General features: G+C 62.1%; 24 protein-coding genes. All 24 read left to right on the top strand.

Annotated elements, in window-relative coordinates; all coding sequences use genetic code 11:
* The first annotated feature begins 7 nt into the window (after positions 1-7).
* Positions 8-490, top strand: a complete 483-nt coding sequence (locus tag FLQ44_RS08440) for a hypothetical protein (protein WP_147694002.1) — start codon at positions 8-10, stop codon at positions 488-490.
* On the top strand, positions 487-2,622 hold the full coding sequence (locus tag FLQ44_RS08435) for a Mu transposase C-terminal domain-containing protein (protein ID WP_147694001.1): 2,136 nt from the start codon (positions 487-489) through the stop codon (positions 2,620-2,622). Before FLQ44_RS08440 ends, FLQ44_RS08435 begins: the two co-directional genes overlap by 4 nt.
* Positions 2,619-3,341: an AAA family ATPase gene (locus FLQ44_RS08430; RefSeq protein WP_147694000.1), complete on the top strand. Its 723-nt coding sequence runs from the start codon at positions 2,619-2,621 to the stop codon at positions 3,339-3,341. The genes FLQ44_RS08435 and FLQ44_RS08430 overlap by 4 nt, the downstream gene beginning before the upstream one ends.
* Before the next feature lie 10 nt (positions 3,342-3,351).
* The gene (locus FLQ44_RS08425) at positions 3,352-3,999 is read left to right on the top strand and encodes a hypothetical protein (RefSeq protein ID WP_147693999.1); all 648 of its coding nucleotides are present in this window, start codon (positions 3,352-3,354) and stop codon (positions 3,997-3,999) included.
* Positions 3,986-4,315 carry an XRE family transcriptional regulator gene (locus FLQ44_RS08420; RefSeq protein WP_147693998.1) on the top strand — a complete coding sequence of 110 codons (330 nt, stop codon included), beginning with the start codon at positions 3,986-3,988 and terminating at the stop codon, positions 4,313-4,315. Before FLQ44_RS08425 ends, FLQ44_RS08420 begins: the two co-directional genes overlap by 14 nt.
* Positions 4,316-4,317: 2 nt before the next feature.
* On the top strand, positions 4,318-4,605 hold the full coding sequence (locus FLQ44_RS08415) for an HI_1482 family protein (protein WP_147693997.1): 288 nt from the start codon (positions 4,318-4,320) through the stop codon (positions 4,603-4,605).
* Positions 4,605-4,907: a hypothetical protein gene (locus tag FLQ44_RS08410; protein ID WP_147693996.1), complete on the top strand. Its 303-nt coding sequence runs from the start codon at positions 4,605-4,607 to the stop codon at positions 4,905-4,907. Before FLQ44_RS08415 ends, FLQ44_RS08410 begins: the two co-directional genes overlap by 1 nt.
* On the top strand, positions 4,904-5,515 hold the full coding sequence (locus FLQ44_RS08405) for a DUF3164 family protein (RefSeq protein ID WP_147693995.1): 612 nt from the start codon (positions 4,904-4,906) through the stop codon (positions 5,513-5,515). Before FLQ44_RS08410 ends, FLQ44_RS08405 begins: the two co-directional genes overlap by 4 nt.
* 72 nt (positions 5,516-5,587) lie before the next feature.
* Complete coding sequence (locus tag FLQ44_RS08400) at positions 5,588-5,992, top strand: gp16 family protein (protein WP_147693994.1); 405 nt, start codon at positions 5,588-5,590, stop codon at positions 5,990-5,992.
* Entirely contained in the window at positions 5,989-6,420 is a 432-nt protein-coding gene (locus tag FLQ44_RS08395) for a Mor transcription activator family protein (protein WP_147693993.1), read from the top strand. Before FLQ44_RS08400 ends, FLQ44_RS08395 begins: the two co-directional genes overlap by 4 nt.
* 67 nt (positions 6,421-6,487) lie before the next feature.
* Positions 6,488-6,790 carry a hypothetical protein gene (locus FLQ44_RS08390; protein ID WP_147693992.1) on the top strand — a complete coding sequence of 101 codons (303 nt, stop codon included), beginning with the start codon at positions 6,488-6,490 and terminating at the stop codon, positions 6,788-6,790.
* Between the two features lie 2 nt (positions 6,791-6,792).
* A complete protein-coding gene (locus tag FLQ44_RS08385; RefSeq protein WP_147693991.1) occupies positions 6,793-7,248 on the top strand; it encodes a PIN domain-containing protein in 456 nt (151 codons plus the stop codon).
* 101 nt (positions 7,249-7,349) lie between these two features.
* Entirely contained in the window at positions 7,350-7,868 is a 519-nt protein-coding gene (locus FLQ44_RS08380) for an N-acetylmuramoyl-L-alanine amidase (RefSeq protein WP_147693990.1), read from the top strand.
* A 4-nt stretch (positions 7,869-7,872) separates the two neighbouring features.
* Positions 7,873-8,103 (top strand): DUF2644 domain-containing protein, encoded by a 231-nt coding sequence (locus tag FLQ44_RS08375; RefSeq protein ID WP_147693989.1) that lies wholly within the window; start codon positions 7,873-7,875, stop codon positions 8,101-8,103.
* Positions 8,096-8,689 (top strand): hypothetical protein, encoded by a 594-nt coding sequence (locus FLQ44_RS08370; RefSeq protein WP_147693988.1) that lies wholly within the window; start codon positions 8,096-8,098, stop codon positions 8,687-8,689. Before FLQ44_RS08375 ends, FLQ44_RS08370 begins: the two co-directional genes overlap by 8 nt.
* On the top strand, positions 8,686-8,898 hold the full coding sequence (locus FLQ44_RS08365) for a TraR/DksA C4-type zinc finger protein (protein ID WP_147693987.1): 213 nt from the start codon (positions 8,686-8,688) through the stop codon (positions 8,896-8,898). The genes FLQ44_RS08370 and FLQ44_RS08365 overlap by 4 nt, the downstream gene beginning before the upstream one ends.
* A complete protein-coding gene (locus tag FLQ44_RS08360) occupies positions 8,895-9,233 on the top strand; it encodes a hypothetical protein (protein WP_147693986.1) in 339 nt (112 codons plus the stop codon). Before FLQ44_RS08365 ends, FLQ44_RS08360 begins: the two co-directional genes overlap by 4 nt.
* Positions 9,230-9,550: a hypothetical protein gene (locus FLQ44_RS08355; RefSeq protein ID WP_439144913.1), complete on the top strand. Its 321-nt coding sequence runs from the start codon at positions 9,230-9,232 to the stop codon at positions 9,548-9,550. The genes FLQ44_RS08360 and FLQ44_RS08355 overlap by 4 nt, the downstream gene beginning before the upstream one ends.
* A gap of 7 nt (positions 9,551-9,557) precedes the next feature.
* Positions 9,558-10,097, top strand: a complete 540-nt coding sequence (locus FLQ44_RS08350) for a DUF3486 family protein (RefSeq protein WP_147693985.1) — start codon at positions 9,558-9,560, stop codon at positions 10,095-10,097.
* Positions 10,097-11,746, top strand: a complete 1,650-nt coding sequence (locus tag FLQ44_RS08345; RefSeq protein WP_147693984.1) for a terminase family protein — start codon at positions 10,097-10,099, stop codon at positions 11,744-11,746. Before FLQ44_RS08350 ends, FLQ44_RS08345 begins: the two co-directional genes overlap by 1 nt.
* 11 nt (positions 11,747-11,757) lie before the next feature.
* On the top strand, positions 11,758-13,350 hold the full coding sequence (locus FLQ44_RS08340; RefSeq protein WP_147693983.1) for a DUF935 domain-containing protein: 1,593 nt from the start codon (positions 11,758-11,760) through the stop codon (positions 13,348-13,350).
* Positions 13,337-14,620, top strand: a complete 1,284-nt coding sequence (locus FLQ44_RS08335; RefSeq protein ID WP_147693982.1) for a phage head morphogenesis protein — start codon at positions 13,337-13,339, stop codon at positions 14,618-14,620. The genes FLQ44_RS08340 and FLQ44_RS08335 overlap by 14 nt, the downstream gene beginning before the upstream one ends.
* Positions 14,621-14,724: 104 nt before the next feature.
* Positions 14,725-15,210, top strand: coding sequence for a phage virion morphogenesis protein (locus tag FLQ44_RS08330; RefSeq protein ID WP_147693981.1), 486 nt, complete (start codon positions 14,725-14,727; stop codon positions 15,208-15,210).
* 192 nt (positions 15,211-15,402) lie between these two features.
* Positions 15,403-15,654 (top strand): hypothetical protein (locus FLQ44_RS24075; RefSeq protein WP_206208767.1); only part of this gene is annotated, 252 nt, incomplete at its 3' end.

Here is a 15,654-nt window from a genome sequence, read left to right as displayed (position 1 = left end):
GGACACCATGAGAAAACGCAGCGCCAAATCCATCCGGCCCAGCAGTCTGTCCGAGGCCATGGAGCTGTGCGTCGAGCACGCAGCTACCCTGCGGCGTCCGATCAAGGTGCTGGCCGACCTGATGGGCGTAGAAAGCAAGACGCTATACCGCTGGCTGGCAGATACCTCCATGCCGCTCAACCGTATCAGGCAGTTCGAAGCCTTTTGCGGCATTGCCTTGGTCAGCGAATACCTGTGCCTGGCACAAGGCAACCGAGTGGTCATTGCCATTCCCAGCGGCAAGAAAGCCAGCGTAGCAGATATTGCCCAGGTACAAGCCAATGCCGCCGCTGCCATGGCCTTGCTGGCACGCTTTTATGTGCAAGGAGAAGGTGCTGACGAAACGCTGGCAGCCATGACGCGCACCCTCAGCGAGTTCGCCTATCACCGCCACAACGTCCAGAAAAGTAGCGAGCCGGAGCTGGACCTGTTCGGGGGTGACGAAGCATGAGCATCAAAAGTCACTACAGCGCCGCAGAGCTGGTCGCCATGAGGCTGCCGGGCTTGCCCGCCACCATTCAGGGGCTGGGCTTGCGTGCCAAGCATGAAAGCTGGGCTAGCCGTAAACGCCAGGGCAGGGGAGGTGGCCGCGAGTTCGCCCTCATCAGCCTGCCGCCCGCCGCGCAAGACTTCATCCGTACCGCCGCCGCCCGCGAGCTGCTGGCCAGCCTGCCGGTACCGGCAGCCGTCAAGCGCAAGGCACCGGCCCTGCGTGATGCGCAGCTGGCGCTGCCGCTCACCACCGAGCAGCAGACCATCGAAGGTGCCCGCCTGGGTGTACTGGCCCACATCGAAGAGCTGATGCAGGGCTGCGGCCTCACCAAAGAACGTGCGATCCACCATCTGCTGGCCAGCGCGGCTGCCGGCGATGCCAGCCCGCTGGTTTGTGCCATGCTGCGCAAAGCCGAAGACAAGCGCGGCCGCAAGAGCGGTGGCGACCTGCCATCGGTACGCACCATCAAGCGCTGGTTTGCCCAGCGTGCCGACAGCCAGCTGGCCCCCAAGGTTATCCAGCCGGACTTCACTATCCCTTGGTGGGCGCGGGATTTCCTGGGCTACTGGCAGCAGCCGCAAAAGCCCAGCGTCGAGCTGGCTTACAAGCTGTTTTGCCAGGACATGGCCGGCCGCCAGCTGGACGTGCCAGAGCTGTCGCGCATCCTGCCCAGCATCCATGCGGTACGCCGCTTTCTGGCCAAGCTGGGCACCGTCAGCCGCGAGCGTGGCCGCCTGGGCGGGCGCGAGCTTAAAACCCTGCTGCCCTTTGTGCGCCGCGACTTTGCCGAGCTGCAGCCCAACGACGTCTGGAGTGCCGATGGCCACTGCTTCGATGCCGAGGTACAGCACCCCATTACCGGCCGGCCCTTCCGCCCGGAGGTCACCAGCATTGTCGATATCGCCACCCGCCGCGTGGTGGGCTGGTCGGTGGATCTGGCCGAGTCCGGCACCGCCGTACTGGACGCACTGCGCCAGGCCTGCAGTACGGACGGCATGGGGGCCATCTTCTATGTCGATAACGGCAGCGGCTACGTCAACGTGCTGATGAAAGACGAAGGTGTCGGCCTGATGGGGCGCATCGGCATGACCATGCTGCACTCCATCGCCTACAACTCGCAGGCCCGTGGCGTGATTGAACGCCTGCACCAGACGCTGTGGGTCAATGCCGCCAAGCTGCTGCCCAGCTATATGGGCGCCGACATGGACAGCGAAGCGCGCCAGCGCCACTTCAAGCTCACCCGCGCCGCATTGGCCAAAACCGGTACCCGCAGCATGCCGATGATGCAGTGGGATGACTTCCTGCAGTTCTGCCGCGAGCGCGTCGCCGAGTACAACGCCCGCCCGCACGCCAGCCTGAACGGGCTAAGCCCGGACCAGGCGCTGCAGGGCTTTATCGCCAAAGGCTGGCAGGCCGACCGCATGCAGCCGGATGCCCTGGCCTTGCTGTTCCGCCCGCGTATGGCACGCACGGTACAGCGTGGCGAAGTGCGCCTGTTCAACAACCAGTATTTCAGCCGCGACCTCACCGAGCTACACGGCCAGACCGTGCAGGTGGCCTATGACATCCACAACCCGCAGCAAGTATGGGTGTACCTGCCGGATGGCCGCTATGTCTGCAGCGCGGAATGGGGCGCCAACCGCAGCCAGTACTTCCCCGCCAGCCAGGTACAGCACGCCCGCGACCAGCGCGCTGCTGCCCAGCTACGCAATCTGGCGGCCAAACGCGATGCCATCGAACAGGAGCGCGATGCCCGCCCGGCACTCACCGTGATCGACAGCCCGGTCAGCCTCCCCGGTATTCGCAGCAGCGACATTGCCGGCGCGTTTAACCGCATGGCCGAGGCCCGCGAACCATTAAACGCCAGCCCGCTGCGCGTGGTGAACGCCGAGGTGGTGGCAGGGCAGGGCTTCAGCGTGCCAGCCACCCCGCAGCTGCGTATCCGCCAGTGGCACGCCTTGTCCGGGCAGGCCGCCGCTGGTGAGGTGCTGACCGACAAAGAAACCCGCTGGCTAGCCAGCTACCCGAAAAGCCGCGAATTCAGTGTCATGAACAAGCAGCCAGACAACGCAGGAAAGGAGACCGCATGAACCTGATAGCCCCTATCGCCAACCTCGACCTGGTGGCGGTACTCATGGAAAAGCTGGTCAGCCGGCAGGATGGCCTGCCAGGCCTGGCCGTGTACTACGGCCCGTCCGGTTATGGCAAAACCACCGCCACCGTCGCGGTAGCCACCCGCAGCCGTGCCTACTACGTGCAGATGCGCAGCAGCTGGAGCCGCAAAGACCTGCTGGAAAAAATCCTGTTCGAAATGGGTATCAAGCCGGTAGGCCGCACCACCCAGCTGCTGGACCAGATTTGCGAGCAGCTGGCCGCTAGCCGCCGCCCGCTGATCTTGGACGAGTTCGACTACGCAGCCGCCAAAGACGCCATGGTCGAGCTGGTGCGCGACATCTACGAAGGCAGCCAGAGCAGCCTGCTGCTGGTGGGTGAAGAGCTGCTGCCAAACAAGCTCAAGAAGCACGAACGCTTTCACGGCCGAGTGCTGAACTGGCTGCCCGCCGCGCCGGTGTCGCTGGACGACGCCCGCCTGCTGGCCGGTATTTACTGCCCGGATGTCACCGTGGCGGACGACCTGCTGCAGCACCTGGTCGCCCTAAGCCATGGCAGCGTGCGCAGGGTGTCGGTCAATCTGGTCAACATCCAGGACACCGCCAATATCGAAGCCTGGGGCCAGGTAGACATGCCGCTATGGGGCCATCGTGAGCTGTATACCGGCGAAGCGCCCAAGCGGCGTGGCCTGAGCTGAGGAGCCGCACATGAGCCAACGTAAAACAGGGCGCCGCCAGCCTGTCCAGCTGGAATTCAAGGGCGGCAAAAGCCAGCGCCAACGCATCTGGGAAGCACTGCGCGCCCAGCAGGGCAGCTTTACCCTGTACACCCTGGCCCGGCGGGCCGATGCCGACGACGAAACAGCACAAAGCTATCTGCAGGCGCTGGTGCGCGCCGGATACGTGCAGTGCCACACACCGGCCGATGCGCCACCGGCCACGGTCAGGCACTACAGCCTGCAGCGCGACAACGGTGTAGAGGCACCCCGGCTGACCCGCCGTGGCCAGCCGGTCAGCCAGGGCATGGGCACCGAAGCCATGTGGCGCGCCATGCACATCACCCGCGACTTTACCTGCCGCGAGCTGGTGGCCTACGCCAGTGCCGGTGGGGTCGTGGTGAGCGAAGACAGCGCCAACAGCTACATCCGCACCCTGCGCCTGGCAGGCTATCTGGCCGTTACGGTACCCGCCACCACCAAGGGCATAGGCAAGGGCAAGACGCTGGCGCGCTATGCCTTGCAGCCAGGCCGCTATACCGGGCCACGGCCACCCATGATCCAGCGTACCAAGTCACTGTACGACCCCAATCTGGGCCGCGTGGTATGGCAACAGGAGCCAAACGATGACGACTACTGACAGCGCAGCGCACTGGCTACACCTGCTGCGCGAAGAGGCCCGGCGCACCAGCATGGCCCGCACCGCCAAGCTGCTGGGTTACAGCACCGCTACCATCAGCCTGGTGCTGGCCGGCAAGTACCCCGGCAAAGCCGACCGCATTGCCCAGACCGTGCTGGCCACGCTGGACAAACTGACCTGCCCGCATAGCGGCGAACAGATCAGCAGCGCCACCTGCCGGGCCACCGCCCTGGCCGTGGCCCCTACACATCACCCGATGAAGCTTTCCCACTGGCGCGCCTGCCAGCGCTGCCCCAAACGCCCACAAGGAGAATAGCCATGACAAACAACGCGCAAATCAGCAATGCCGTGCTGCTGGCCAGCACCCTGAAGGTAGCCGACGCCATCCGCGAGCTGGGCAAGATGGGCCTGGTGGCCTGCGCTGCTCGGCTGGAAGGCAAGCGGCCTACCATCGAAATCCAGACCAGCAGCAAGTGCAGCCGCCTGGTCGCCAGTGGCGATGCCGCCTATTACAGCTTTGGCCGTAGCGACCATATCGGCCCTTACAGGCAAGGGCAATTCTGCATTGGTGGCTGCCGGGTAGTGTGGACGGAGTTCGGCCACTAATGGCGCTGTGCGACGAAACCCGTGCCAGGCTGCGCTGGGAGGCCGAAAGGTTGGCCGCAGAGCAAGGCATCAGCCTGCAGCGCGCCCGCGAAATCGTGTGGCTGGACTACCTGGACGAATGCGGCCAACCCCAACCACCCCAAACCGAGGCACCTGCAGCGCCGCCGGTAGCAACCCCGGTACCGGAGCCACCCGGCACCTACTGGCAAGCCGATAGCAGCACCTTCTTTACCCCGCAGCGGCTGGCTGCCAACCGCAGACAGCTGGCCCAAGTGAAACAACTGCTAGGACGATGCACATGAACACCATCACAAACGACTACAAGCAAGACGCCAAAGGCCGCCTGGTGCCGCTGGCCACCATCAAACCCATCGACTTGGCCCGCGACCAGCTGGTGCAGGAAATCGTGGCCAAGGCCAAGGCGCTGAATGCCGCGCTGGCCAGCTTCAAGAGCAGCGTGTTTGCCGACATCGGTGCCTTTGTGGAGCTGTCGGTAGAGCGCTACGACACCCGTCTGGGCGGTGCCAAGGGCAACGTCACCCTGGTCAGCTTCGACGGCCGCTTCAAAGTGCTGCGTGCCATGGCCGACACGCTCACCTTCGACGAAGGCCTGCAGGCCGCCAAGGCGCTAATCGACGAATGCGTGCACGAGTGGACAGCCGGTGCCCGCAGCGAGATCCGCGCCCTGATCAACGACGCGTTCAACGTGGACAAGGAAGGCAAGATTTCCACCGGCCGCATCCTGTCGCTGCGCCGCCTGGATATCCAGGACGAAAAGTGGCAGCGCGCCATGTCGGCCCTGTCCGACTCGGTACGCGTGCAGTGCTCGCGCAGCTATATCCGCGTGTACGAACGGGTGGGCGAGACCGACCAGTACCAGGCTATCCCGCTTGATATTGCCGGGGTCTAGGGCACAGAGCACCGTGTCCAGCCGCCTGTACGCAGACGGCTACGCAAGGTGTTTTTCCAAGGGTGACACATCATGCGCAATCTACTGGCCCAGATCCACATCGCCAAAAAAGCGCTGGGGATGGACGACGCGACCTACCGCGCCATGCTGCACAGCGTGGCGGGCGTCACGTCGGCCAAAGACCTGTCTGTTGCTGCCGCTGCCAAGGTGATAGCCAACTGCAAGCGCCTGGGCTGGCAGCCCAAGGCGGCCAGCAAGGCCGGCCGCAAGCCGGCACCGGCCCGGCACAAGGCCAGGCTGATGGCCAAGATCGAAGCCATGCTGGCCACCGCAGGCCGGCCGTGGGCCTACGCCGACGCGATGGCAGCGCGCATGTTCCAGGTAGAAAAAGTGGACTGGCTCACGTATGAGCAGCTGGAAAAACTGATGAAGGCACTGATTGTGGACGCCACGCGGCAAGGGAGGTACCCGCGATGAACCTGGACAATGTACAACACCTGCTACCGGAGTCGGCCCGGCTGTTTATTAGTTTGATAGGATTGCAGAAAACCATGCTATTGGTACAAACTTGGGGCGGCACCACCTTTCCAGTCAGCAAGAACCAGACTCGTAGCGGCCATGTGCGCTATGAAGCCTTGGCCGAAGTGTTGGGAGTGGAGGCGGCTGACATTCTGACTCAGCATTTCGGAGGTGAAGTCTTATCCATCCCTCTCTGTAAGAACGCACTCACTGAGTCACGAAATTTAATCATGTGCAAAGAATTTGATTTGATGTCATCAACTCAGTCAGCCACGTACATTGCCTCGTTTTTGGCTCGGAAGTATAAAATGACTGAGCGAAATGTCTGGCGAATACTGAAACAAACAAGCATCGAAGATTACCCTGGTCAGGCAAGTTTATTTTAGTGATCATGCATGATGGCCCTTGTTTAATATTGCGCACCTAAACTTTAAATAAATCAAGGTTGGAAATATGATTCAATTCGAGCAAGCAATTGATGTGGCTCTATCAAATGCGAAAAATCTACTTAAACAGGCTTACAACTTCACGCTTGAGGGTGTGATCATATCAAGTGATGAAAAATACTTGGAAGTTACTCTTAGTTACGAGTTGCATGGATCTGATCCTCTTGCCATTAGTCCGGAAAAAGCTAATGGCCTATCGGCCATGGCTCAGCTCGCTCAAATAATGGGTCGAAGAAGAGAGTACAAAGTGTTTTTGGTAGACTCAGGAAGTGGTGTCTTCAAAGGCTTTAAAATGTATAGGGATAAGTGAGATTGATCGGGAAGAAGCTAATAATCGATACCAACCTTTTGCTTTTATTAGTCATTGGCGCGGTGGAGAATGGGCGATTTATTTCTCTATCAAAAAGATTAGGCGGCTATTGCGAGGAGGACTACCAGAGCGTAGTGCGCATTATGGGTAGTTATGAGGAAGTCTTTGTAACACCATATATAGCCGCCGAAGTATCTAACCTCATTGATTTGAGTGGTAATTCGGCAATTTCAGCATTTCATATTGCCAGAAATCTTCTAAGTATTTTTAATGAGATAAGAGTTAATATCAAAGAAGATTGCGCATCCGAAGCCTTTCTGAAATTTGGACTTACCGACAACTCACTAATCAATCTTTCTGACGAATATCACGTCCTGACAAATGATAAAAGGCTTTATTCGTTGTTAAATCCTGAAAATATAGTGCCATTTTTCACAAAAAAAGAAATAACTTGGTAATGTTAATTCTATTTTGTTAACTCTCTTGGCACTGACCCCCTTCACAGCGCCCCCTGCGGGCGCTTTTTCTATGCTGGCGACACCGCTTTCCAGGAGTCGCCATGTCCCGCCCCATCAGCCTTATCGTCATCCACTGCTCGGCCAGCGCTAACGGCCGGCAGCTGGGTAGCCGCACCCAGTCGGCCACTGCCGTTATCGACGGCTGGCATGCCCAGCGTGGCTTTCAGCGCCAGCGCGCTGCCCGTGCCGCCTTCAACCCTGATCTGGCCGCCATCGGCTACCACTTTGTGCTGGATACCGACGGCAGCAAGCACACCGGCCGCGCCATGGCCGAGGTTGGCGCGCACGTGCAGGGCTTCAATAGCCAGTCCATCGGTATCTGCCTTGTCGGCACCAGCCGCTTTACCCGTGCGCAGTGGGATGCCCTGCACAGCCTGGTGAAAGCGCTGAAAGCGCAGTACCCGGCGGCCCGTGTGGTAGGCCACCGCGACCTGTCGCCGGACAAGGACGGCGACGGCACGGTAGAGCCTGCCGAGTGGCTGAAAACCTGCCCCGGTTTCAACGTGGCCGACTGGCTGCAAGCCGGCATGAAGCCGCTGCCGGCCAACCTGCAGGCGTAGCACCATGAACGTGTCCGACCTGTTTACCAACCCGGCCACCGGCCGCCTCAGCCACAGCAAGCTGTGGGCCAATGTGGCCTGCGCGGTGGCCACCGCCATGTTCATCCAGCAAGGCTGGCGCGACACGCTGGGTGCCGATATCTGGCTGGCCTACCTGGGCATGGTGGGGGGCTACTCGGCCGCCCGCCGCTGGATAGCCACCCGCCGCGACAGCAAGGAGGCCAACGATGCTTGAAACCCTGGCTTTCAACGCCTGGCGCATCGGCAAGGTGGTGCTGCCGCTGGCGGTGGTGGCCTACCTGGGCTACGACCTGGGCCACACCCAGGCCAGCCGCAGCGGCGAACTAAAGCTGGCGCGCTTGGAACAGCAATACGCGGCAGCGCGTGCCCAGGACAGCCAGCTGCATGCCCGCCAGCTGCAAGCCAGCCAGGCCCGCTACCTGGTACTGCAACAGCAGGCCCACCAGATTGGCAGCGAACTGCTGCACACCCGTGCGGCACTGGCGCAAGCCCAGGCACAACACCGTAAAAGGATTACCCATGTCACCCAGCAAGATGGCCCCGCTTTTACTGGCCTTGGCCCTGACAGCCTGCGCCTCTACCAGCGCTTCCTTGGCTACACCGACGCCGACCTGGCTGCCGCAGTGCCCGCAGCCAACGCCGGACATGCTGCAGCTACCGCAGAAGCCGCCCCCGCCGCAGCCGGGCTATTACCCCGCGACCTCTTAGCCCACGCGGCCGATTACGGCCAGTGGTGCCAGCAGCTTGAAAGCCAGCTGCAGCTGTTCATCCGCCTGCACCAGCAGGCGGCCACACCATGACCGACGTGTACGACCGGGCACAAGCACTGGAGCAGCGCCAGCGCGAGCAGGCGCTGGCTGCCCAAGCGGCTGCCAGCCGGCCGCAGGGTAGCAGCCTGGAGCATTGCATGCGCTGCGGCCAAGCCATACCCGAGAAACGACGCCAGGCTGCGATGGGCTGCACGCGCTGCATCCGGTGCCAAACCGCTTGTGAAAAGGGGCACAAATGAACATCACGCTGGAACTATGGCAAGCCATCACCTTGCTGCTCACCATCCTGGGCGGGTTCTGGACGCTGGCCAAAATCCTGGCCAGCCAGGTCAGCCGCAGCATCACCGAGAAATTTCAGGCGGTAGCGGCATCGCAGGAAATCACCGCCACTACGCTGGAAGACCACCGCGCCAAGCTGGTGGAGCTGGAAAAAGACCTGCTAAAGCTCATGGGCACGCTGCCGCTGGAATACGTGCGCCGTGAAGACTTCATCCGTAATCAGACCACCATCGAAGCCAAGCTGGACGGCGTCGCCCACAGCCTGCAGCAGCTGGCCATGCAAAGGAAACCATGATGATCCAAACCGCACTCGACCCGGCCCGCGCCCGCCGCGAAAGCATGCGCTGGGCGCTGCTGCTCACGCTGAACAACGCCCGCCCGGTGGGCGCGCACGAGGCGCTGATCCTGTCCACCATCCAGAGCATCTACCCGGATGCCACCCAGATGGAGCAGCGCCGCGAGCTGGACTACCTGAAAGACCGCCAGCTGGTGACCATCAAGGTCGACCCTGCCGGCCCGTGGTACGCCGACCTCACGCGCCTGGGCGTGGACATCGTGGAATACACCGTGGACTGCCAGCCCGGCATTGCCCGGCCGGCCAAGTACTTCTGAGGTCGCCATGCCGCCACGTTCAAAAATCACCAGTCTGCCGCCGGACGTTAAAGCCTGGCTGGATAGCGCCCTGGTAGAGGGCGATTTTTCCGGCTACGACCTGCTGGCCGAAGCCTTGCGTGCCAAGGGCTACGACATCAGTAAAAGCGCCATCCACCGCTATGGCCAGACCTTCGAAGACAAGCTGGCCGCGCTGAAGATGGCCAGCCAGCAGGCGCGTGCCGTGGTGGAGGCCGCGCCGGATAACGAAGGCGCGGTCAACGAAGCGCTGATGCGCCTGGTGCAGGAAAAAATCTTCCAGCTGCTGATGGTGTCCGAGGAAGGCAAGATCGACCTGCCGAAGGTGGCCAAGGCAGTGGCCGAGCTGGGCCGTGCCACGGTGGTGCAGAAGAAATTCCGCCGCGAAGAGCAGGAGCGCATCGAGCGCGAAGCACGCGCCCAGCTGCTGGCCGAGCAGGAGGAGAAGCTGGAAGAAATGCGCGGCGCAGATGGCATGAGCGAGCAGATGGAAGCCCGCATCCGCCGCATTCTGCTGGGTAAAGCCTGATGGCCAAGCCAGCGGCACAAGCCGCCTCGACGCTCACCCCTGTCGGCACCCCACGCAAGATCGACCTGGCCGAAGAGCTGGCGCTGGCCGGCGTGGTGGTGCCACAGGACGTGGCCGACGCCATACCAGCCGAACAGCCGGTATTCCTGCCGTACCAGCAGCGCTGGTTTGCCGACGAAGCACAGATCATGTTTGCCGAGAAGAGCCGCCGCACCGGCATTACCTGGGCAGAGGCCGGCCGCAACGTGGTAAAGGCCGCCCGGCCACGCCGCCGCCAGGGCTGCAATACCTTCTACGTAGGCAGCAAGAGGGAAATGGCGCTGGAGTACATCGCCGCCTGTGCACTGTTCGCCAAGGCGTTTAACGAGCTGGCGCAGGCCGACGTCTACGAGCAGACGTTCTGGGACGAAGGCAAGCAGGAAGAAATCCTGACCTACATGATCCGCTTCCCCAAAAGCGGCTTCAAGATCCAGGCGCTATCCAGCCGGCCGTCCAACCTGCGCGGCCTGCAGGGCGATGTGGTGATTGACGAAGCGGCCTTCCACGACAGCCTGGAAGAGCTGCTGAAAGCGGCGCTGGCACTGACCATGTGGGGCAACAAGGTGCGGCTGATCAGCACCCACAACGGCGTGGACAACCCGTTCTGCCAGTACATCACCGACGCCCGCGAAGGCCGCAAGGACTACAGCGTGCACCGCATCACGCTGGACGACGCCATTGCCGATGGCCTGTACCAGCGTATCTGCTACGTCACCGGCCAGACCTGGACGCCAGAGGGCGAAAAGAAATGGCGAGACGACCTGTACAAGAACGCGCCCAGCGTGGAGTGCGCCGAGGAAGAGTACGGCTGTGTACCGCGTAAGAGCGGTGGCAGCTACTTCAGCCGGGCACTGATCGACAGCCGCGCCAACCCGGCCACGCCGGTGCTGCGCATCGCCCGTGACGACGCCTTTACCTTGCTGCCCGAAAGCGTGCGCGAGGCAGATATACGTGACTGGTGCGACACCCACCTGAAGCCGCTGCTGGACAAGGTGCCCAAGAACGCCAAGTGCTACTTAGGCGAAGACTTCGCCCGCACGGGAGACCTCACCATCTTCAAGCCGCTGGTACGCCACGGCCTGTACCGGCGGGTGCTGTTCCAGGTAGAGATCCGTAACATGCCGTTCGACCAGCAGCGGCAGATGCTGTTTTACATCCTGGACCGGCTGCCCAACTTCCTGTCCGCCGCACTGGATGCACGCGGCAACGGTGCCTACCTGGCCGAAAAAGCCACCCAGCGTTACGGCGCTACCCGCATCCACAGCATCCAGGCTACGGAAAGTTTCTACATGGAGAACTTCCCCAAGCTGAAGGCCGCGCTGGAAGACGGCACGCTGTGCGACCTGCCGGCCGACGAAGACGTGCTCACCGACTACCGCCAGGTACAGGTGATACGCGGCATCCCGCGTGTGCCGGACGCGCGTACCAAAGAGACCGGAAGCACCCAGGGCGGCAAGCGCCACGGTGATAGCGCCATTGCCTTGCTGCTGGCCGACTACGCCAGCCGCAACGAAGCGGCCCCGATTGAATTTGAAGCCGTCACGCGGGGGCATTCCGTGCACCGCGAAGACGACGAAGACAACGCCACCTTTGGCGAAGGTTGCTGGTAGAGGTGACAAACATGCCGCAAATCGTAGACCAACACGGCCGCCCCATTCGCAGTGCCGACCTGGCCGAGCCACAAACCGCCGAGCTGTGGAGCCTGCAGCGCGACCAGGCGGCGCACCCCTCACGCGGGCTGACCCCGCAACGGCTGCACCGCATCCTGGAAGACGCCGAGCGCGGCGACCTGGCCGCCCAGGCCGACCTGTTTGCCGACATGGAAGAGAAAGACGCCCACATCTACGCCGAGATGAGCAAGCGCAAGCGCGCCATCCTGACGCTGGACTGGTCGATAGAGCCGCCAGACAGCGCCAGCGCTACCGAGAAGAAACAAGCCGCCCAGGTCATGGCCTGGCTGCAGGACATGCCCGACCTGGAAGACATCATGCTGGACGCCCTGGACGGCATCGGCCACAGCTTTTCTGCACAGGAAATCGAATGGCAGCGCCAGGGCACTACCTGGCTGCCCAAGGCCATCAGCCACCGGCCACCGCGCTGGTTCCAGACAGCACGGCATGACGGCAACGACCTGCGCTTGCGTGACAACAGCCTGGACGGTGCCGTGCTGCGGCCATTCGGCTGGATCGTGCACAAGCACAAAGCCAAAAGCGGCTACCTGAACCGCGCCGGCCTGCACCGCGTGCTGGCCTGGCCCTACCTGTTCAAAAGCTACAGCGTGCGCGATCTGGCCGAGTTCCTGGAAATCTACGGCCTGCCGCTGCGGCTGGGCAAATACCCGGCCGGCGCCACCAAGGAAGAGAAAGCCACGCTGTTGCGGGCGGTGGCCAGCATCGGCCACAACGCTGCCGGCATCATTCCCGATGGCATGCTTATCGAGTTCGAAGAGGCGGCCAAGGGCAGCCACGACCCGTTCATGGCCATGGTGTCCTGGTGCGAGCGCAGCCAGTCCAAAGCCATCCTGGGCGGCACGCTCACCAGCCAGGCCGACGGTGCCAGCAGCACCCACGCGCTGGGCAATGTACATAACGAAGTGCGCCGCGACCTGATGGTATCGGACGCCAAGCAGCTGGCCGGTACCATTAGCCGCGACCTGATCTGGCCATTGCTGGCGCTGAACTACGCCAACGTCGACCCGCGCCGCCAGCCGCGCCTGGTGTTCGATACCCGTGAGCCGGAAGACCTCAAGCTGTACGCCGACAGCCTGCCGAAGCTGGTGGGGCTGGGGCTGCGGGTAAAGACCAGTTGGGTACACGACAAGCTGGCGATTCCTGAAGCGGGGCCGGACGACGAGGTGCTGATTGCCCCGCGCCCGGAAATGGCGCTGCCGCCCGCGCTGCGCCAGGTGTCAAAACCGGCGCCAGCCGCTGCCGGTTTCCAGTACCGGGCGGTACTGAGCAACGACCAGGGCGAAGTGGTGTACCCGGATCAGGCCGCCATAGACGCCGCCAGCCTGTCGGATACTGCTGCCGACACGCTGGCCAGCATGCTGGCACCGGCCATCAGTGCCATTCGTGATGGCGCCACGCCCGACGATGCGCTGGCCGCCCTGGCCGAAGCTTACCCGCAGATGGACGATGCCGCGCTGACCGAGCTGATGGCCCGCGCCATCTTCGTGGCCGATGTATGGGGGCGTATCCATGCCGAGCGCTGACTTGGGCTTTGCCATCGGTCTGCCACCGGAAGAAGCCATCCGCTATTTCGAGAGCAAGGGCTTTGCCATCAGCTTCAAGTGGCAGGACGTCTGGGTCGAGGCGCACGCCAAAGCCTTCACCGTGGCCGGCGTGGCCAAGCTGGATATCCTGCAGGACATCCGGGGTGCGCTGGACCAGGCATTGACAAACGGCGAAACGCTGCAGGGTTTTCAACACCGCTTGCAGCCGGTGCTGGAGGCAAAAGGCTGGTGGGGTAAGGGGCGCATCGTTGACAAAAGTACCGGCGAAATCGAAGGCAAACGGCTGAACCCGCGCCGGCTGGAAACCATCTATCGCACCAACCTGCAGTCGGCCTATATGGCTGGCCGCTACCAGGCACAGCTGGCCAATGCCGCGTTCCGGCCGTGGTGGGAATACGTGGCGGTGCTGGATACCCGCACCCGCCCGCGCCACGCTGCCATGCACGGCCGCGTGTTCCGCTACGACGACCCGTTCTGGCGCGCCTTCTATCCACCCAACGGCTGGAACTGCCGCTGCCGCGTGCGTACCCGCAGCCAGCGCGACATCGAGCGCCAGGGCATTAAGACATCCAGCAGCGAAGGCCTGATGGAAGCGGTGCAGCAGCCGATAGACCGCCAGGGCAATACCCGGCCGGCACCGTTGTTCCGCGACCCGGCCGGCCAACCGTTCATGGCCGACGCCGGCTTTGGCTTCAATGCCGGGCAAGCAGCCTACCAGCCGGATCTGGATCGTTACCCCGTGGACACTGCCCGCCAGTACGTGCGCGGCACGCTGACCGGGCCGGACTTTGCCCGCTGGTATCAGCAGCTGGATAGTGCAGTGGCCGAAAGGTTGGCCGCAGGCCAGAGCGTAAACGCTATACGCCAGGCACTGGCTGTTGGCCAGCGTTACCCGGTGGCAGTGCTGTCTGATGAATATCGTCAGTTGTTGAACGCCGAGGCGCAAACCGTCTGGCTGTCTGATGACACGCTGGCCAAGCAGTTCGTCAGCCGTGATGGCCAGAGCATTGATCTGGCGGATTACTGGCGGGTGCAGGAGGTGATTGAACGGGCGCAAATTGTGATACGCCAAGGCGATTTGAATCTGGTCTTTATCCAGCGTGCCGGCCGTGTTTATCACGCGGTGATCAAAGCCACCCAATCGGGCAAAGCCTTGTTTTTGACATCATTCAGGGAAAGCAGCGTCAAAGCGGCAGAACAAGCGATGAAGCGCGGAGAGATAGTACGAAATGACTGGGCGGGGGGGTAGGCACCGGGAGGGACTCCCACTTCACCCTCACGCGATCCGCCCCGAAGAGCGTCCTACGGCCGGGAGTATTCACCGTGTTTCCGGTGCCTGAACTGAGTATAGCCATGATAGACATCAAAATCGACCGCCAGGGCATTGCCGCCGCCATCGAGCGTATCGCCAGGCAACAGCGTGCACCGTTGATGGCCAATGTGGCTGCCATCATGGCAGACGCGGTGGAAGAAAACTTCGCCCAGGAAGGCCGCCCGAAGTGGCAAGGCCTGAAACCGCCAGGCCGGCCGGGTGGCAAGATCCTGCAGGCCAGCGGCCAACTGGCGGCCAGTATCGACTCGGACAGCGACGCCGACAGCGCTGTGGTGGGTAGCAACAAAAAGTACGCCGCCATCCACCAGTTCGGTGGCCGTACCCGCGCCCATGAAATCCGGCCGCGTGACAAGAAGGCGCTGGCCTTTGGCGGGCGCGTAGTGGCCAAGGTCAACCACCCCGGCAGCGTGATCCCGGCCAGGCCGTTTCTGGCACTGACACCAGGCGACGAAGCCGAGATCGAACAAACCGCCCTGGACTATCTGCAACGTTTGGTGGGCAGATAAGCCAAAACCCCGTAAACGCGTTTTGCGGGGCTTTGGCTGGGTGGGTGGCGTCGTTGGTGCTGCAGGTGTGCTTGCGATGAAATTAAACGGGGTTTAAACGGCAAGATTGTGCACTCCAGCTTGAGTATGAGCAGTATTCAGAGTAATTGCTGCCATATAATGCTGACTATGCAAGATGACTTGGAATTGTACATGCCCCGTAAGCGAATCGATCTTCTCAAAGTTGAACCAAGTAACGGTATTGCCAAGGAAGAAACCACCGGCAGTCAAGAATCAGAGCGGTATGGGTTGGCCTTGGATGCGTTGAAGCCATCAGCTGGTATTGCATCCGCACTTGAGGCTTCTAGGAGTAAGGATCTCGCGACGGCGCTTGAGGCTTCCAAGGCAATGAGGTCAGTGCAGTATGGGTCAGCTGGTATTGCATCCGCACTTGAGGCTTTTAGG

The organism is Vogesella mureinivorans, assembly GCF_007644035.1.
GTDB lineage: Bacteria > Pseudomonadota > Gammaproteobacteria > Burkholderiales > Chromobacteriaceae > Vogesella > Vogesella mureinivorans.
The sequence above is the reverse complement of the archived record's forward strand: the minus strand, read 5'-3'. Positions and strand labels throughout refer to the sequence as shown.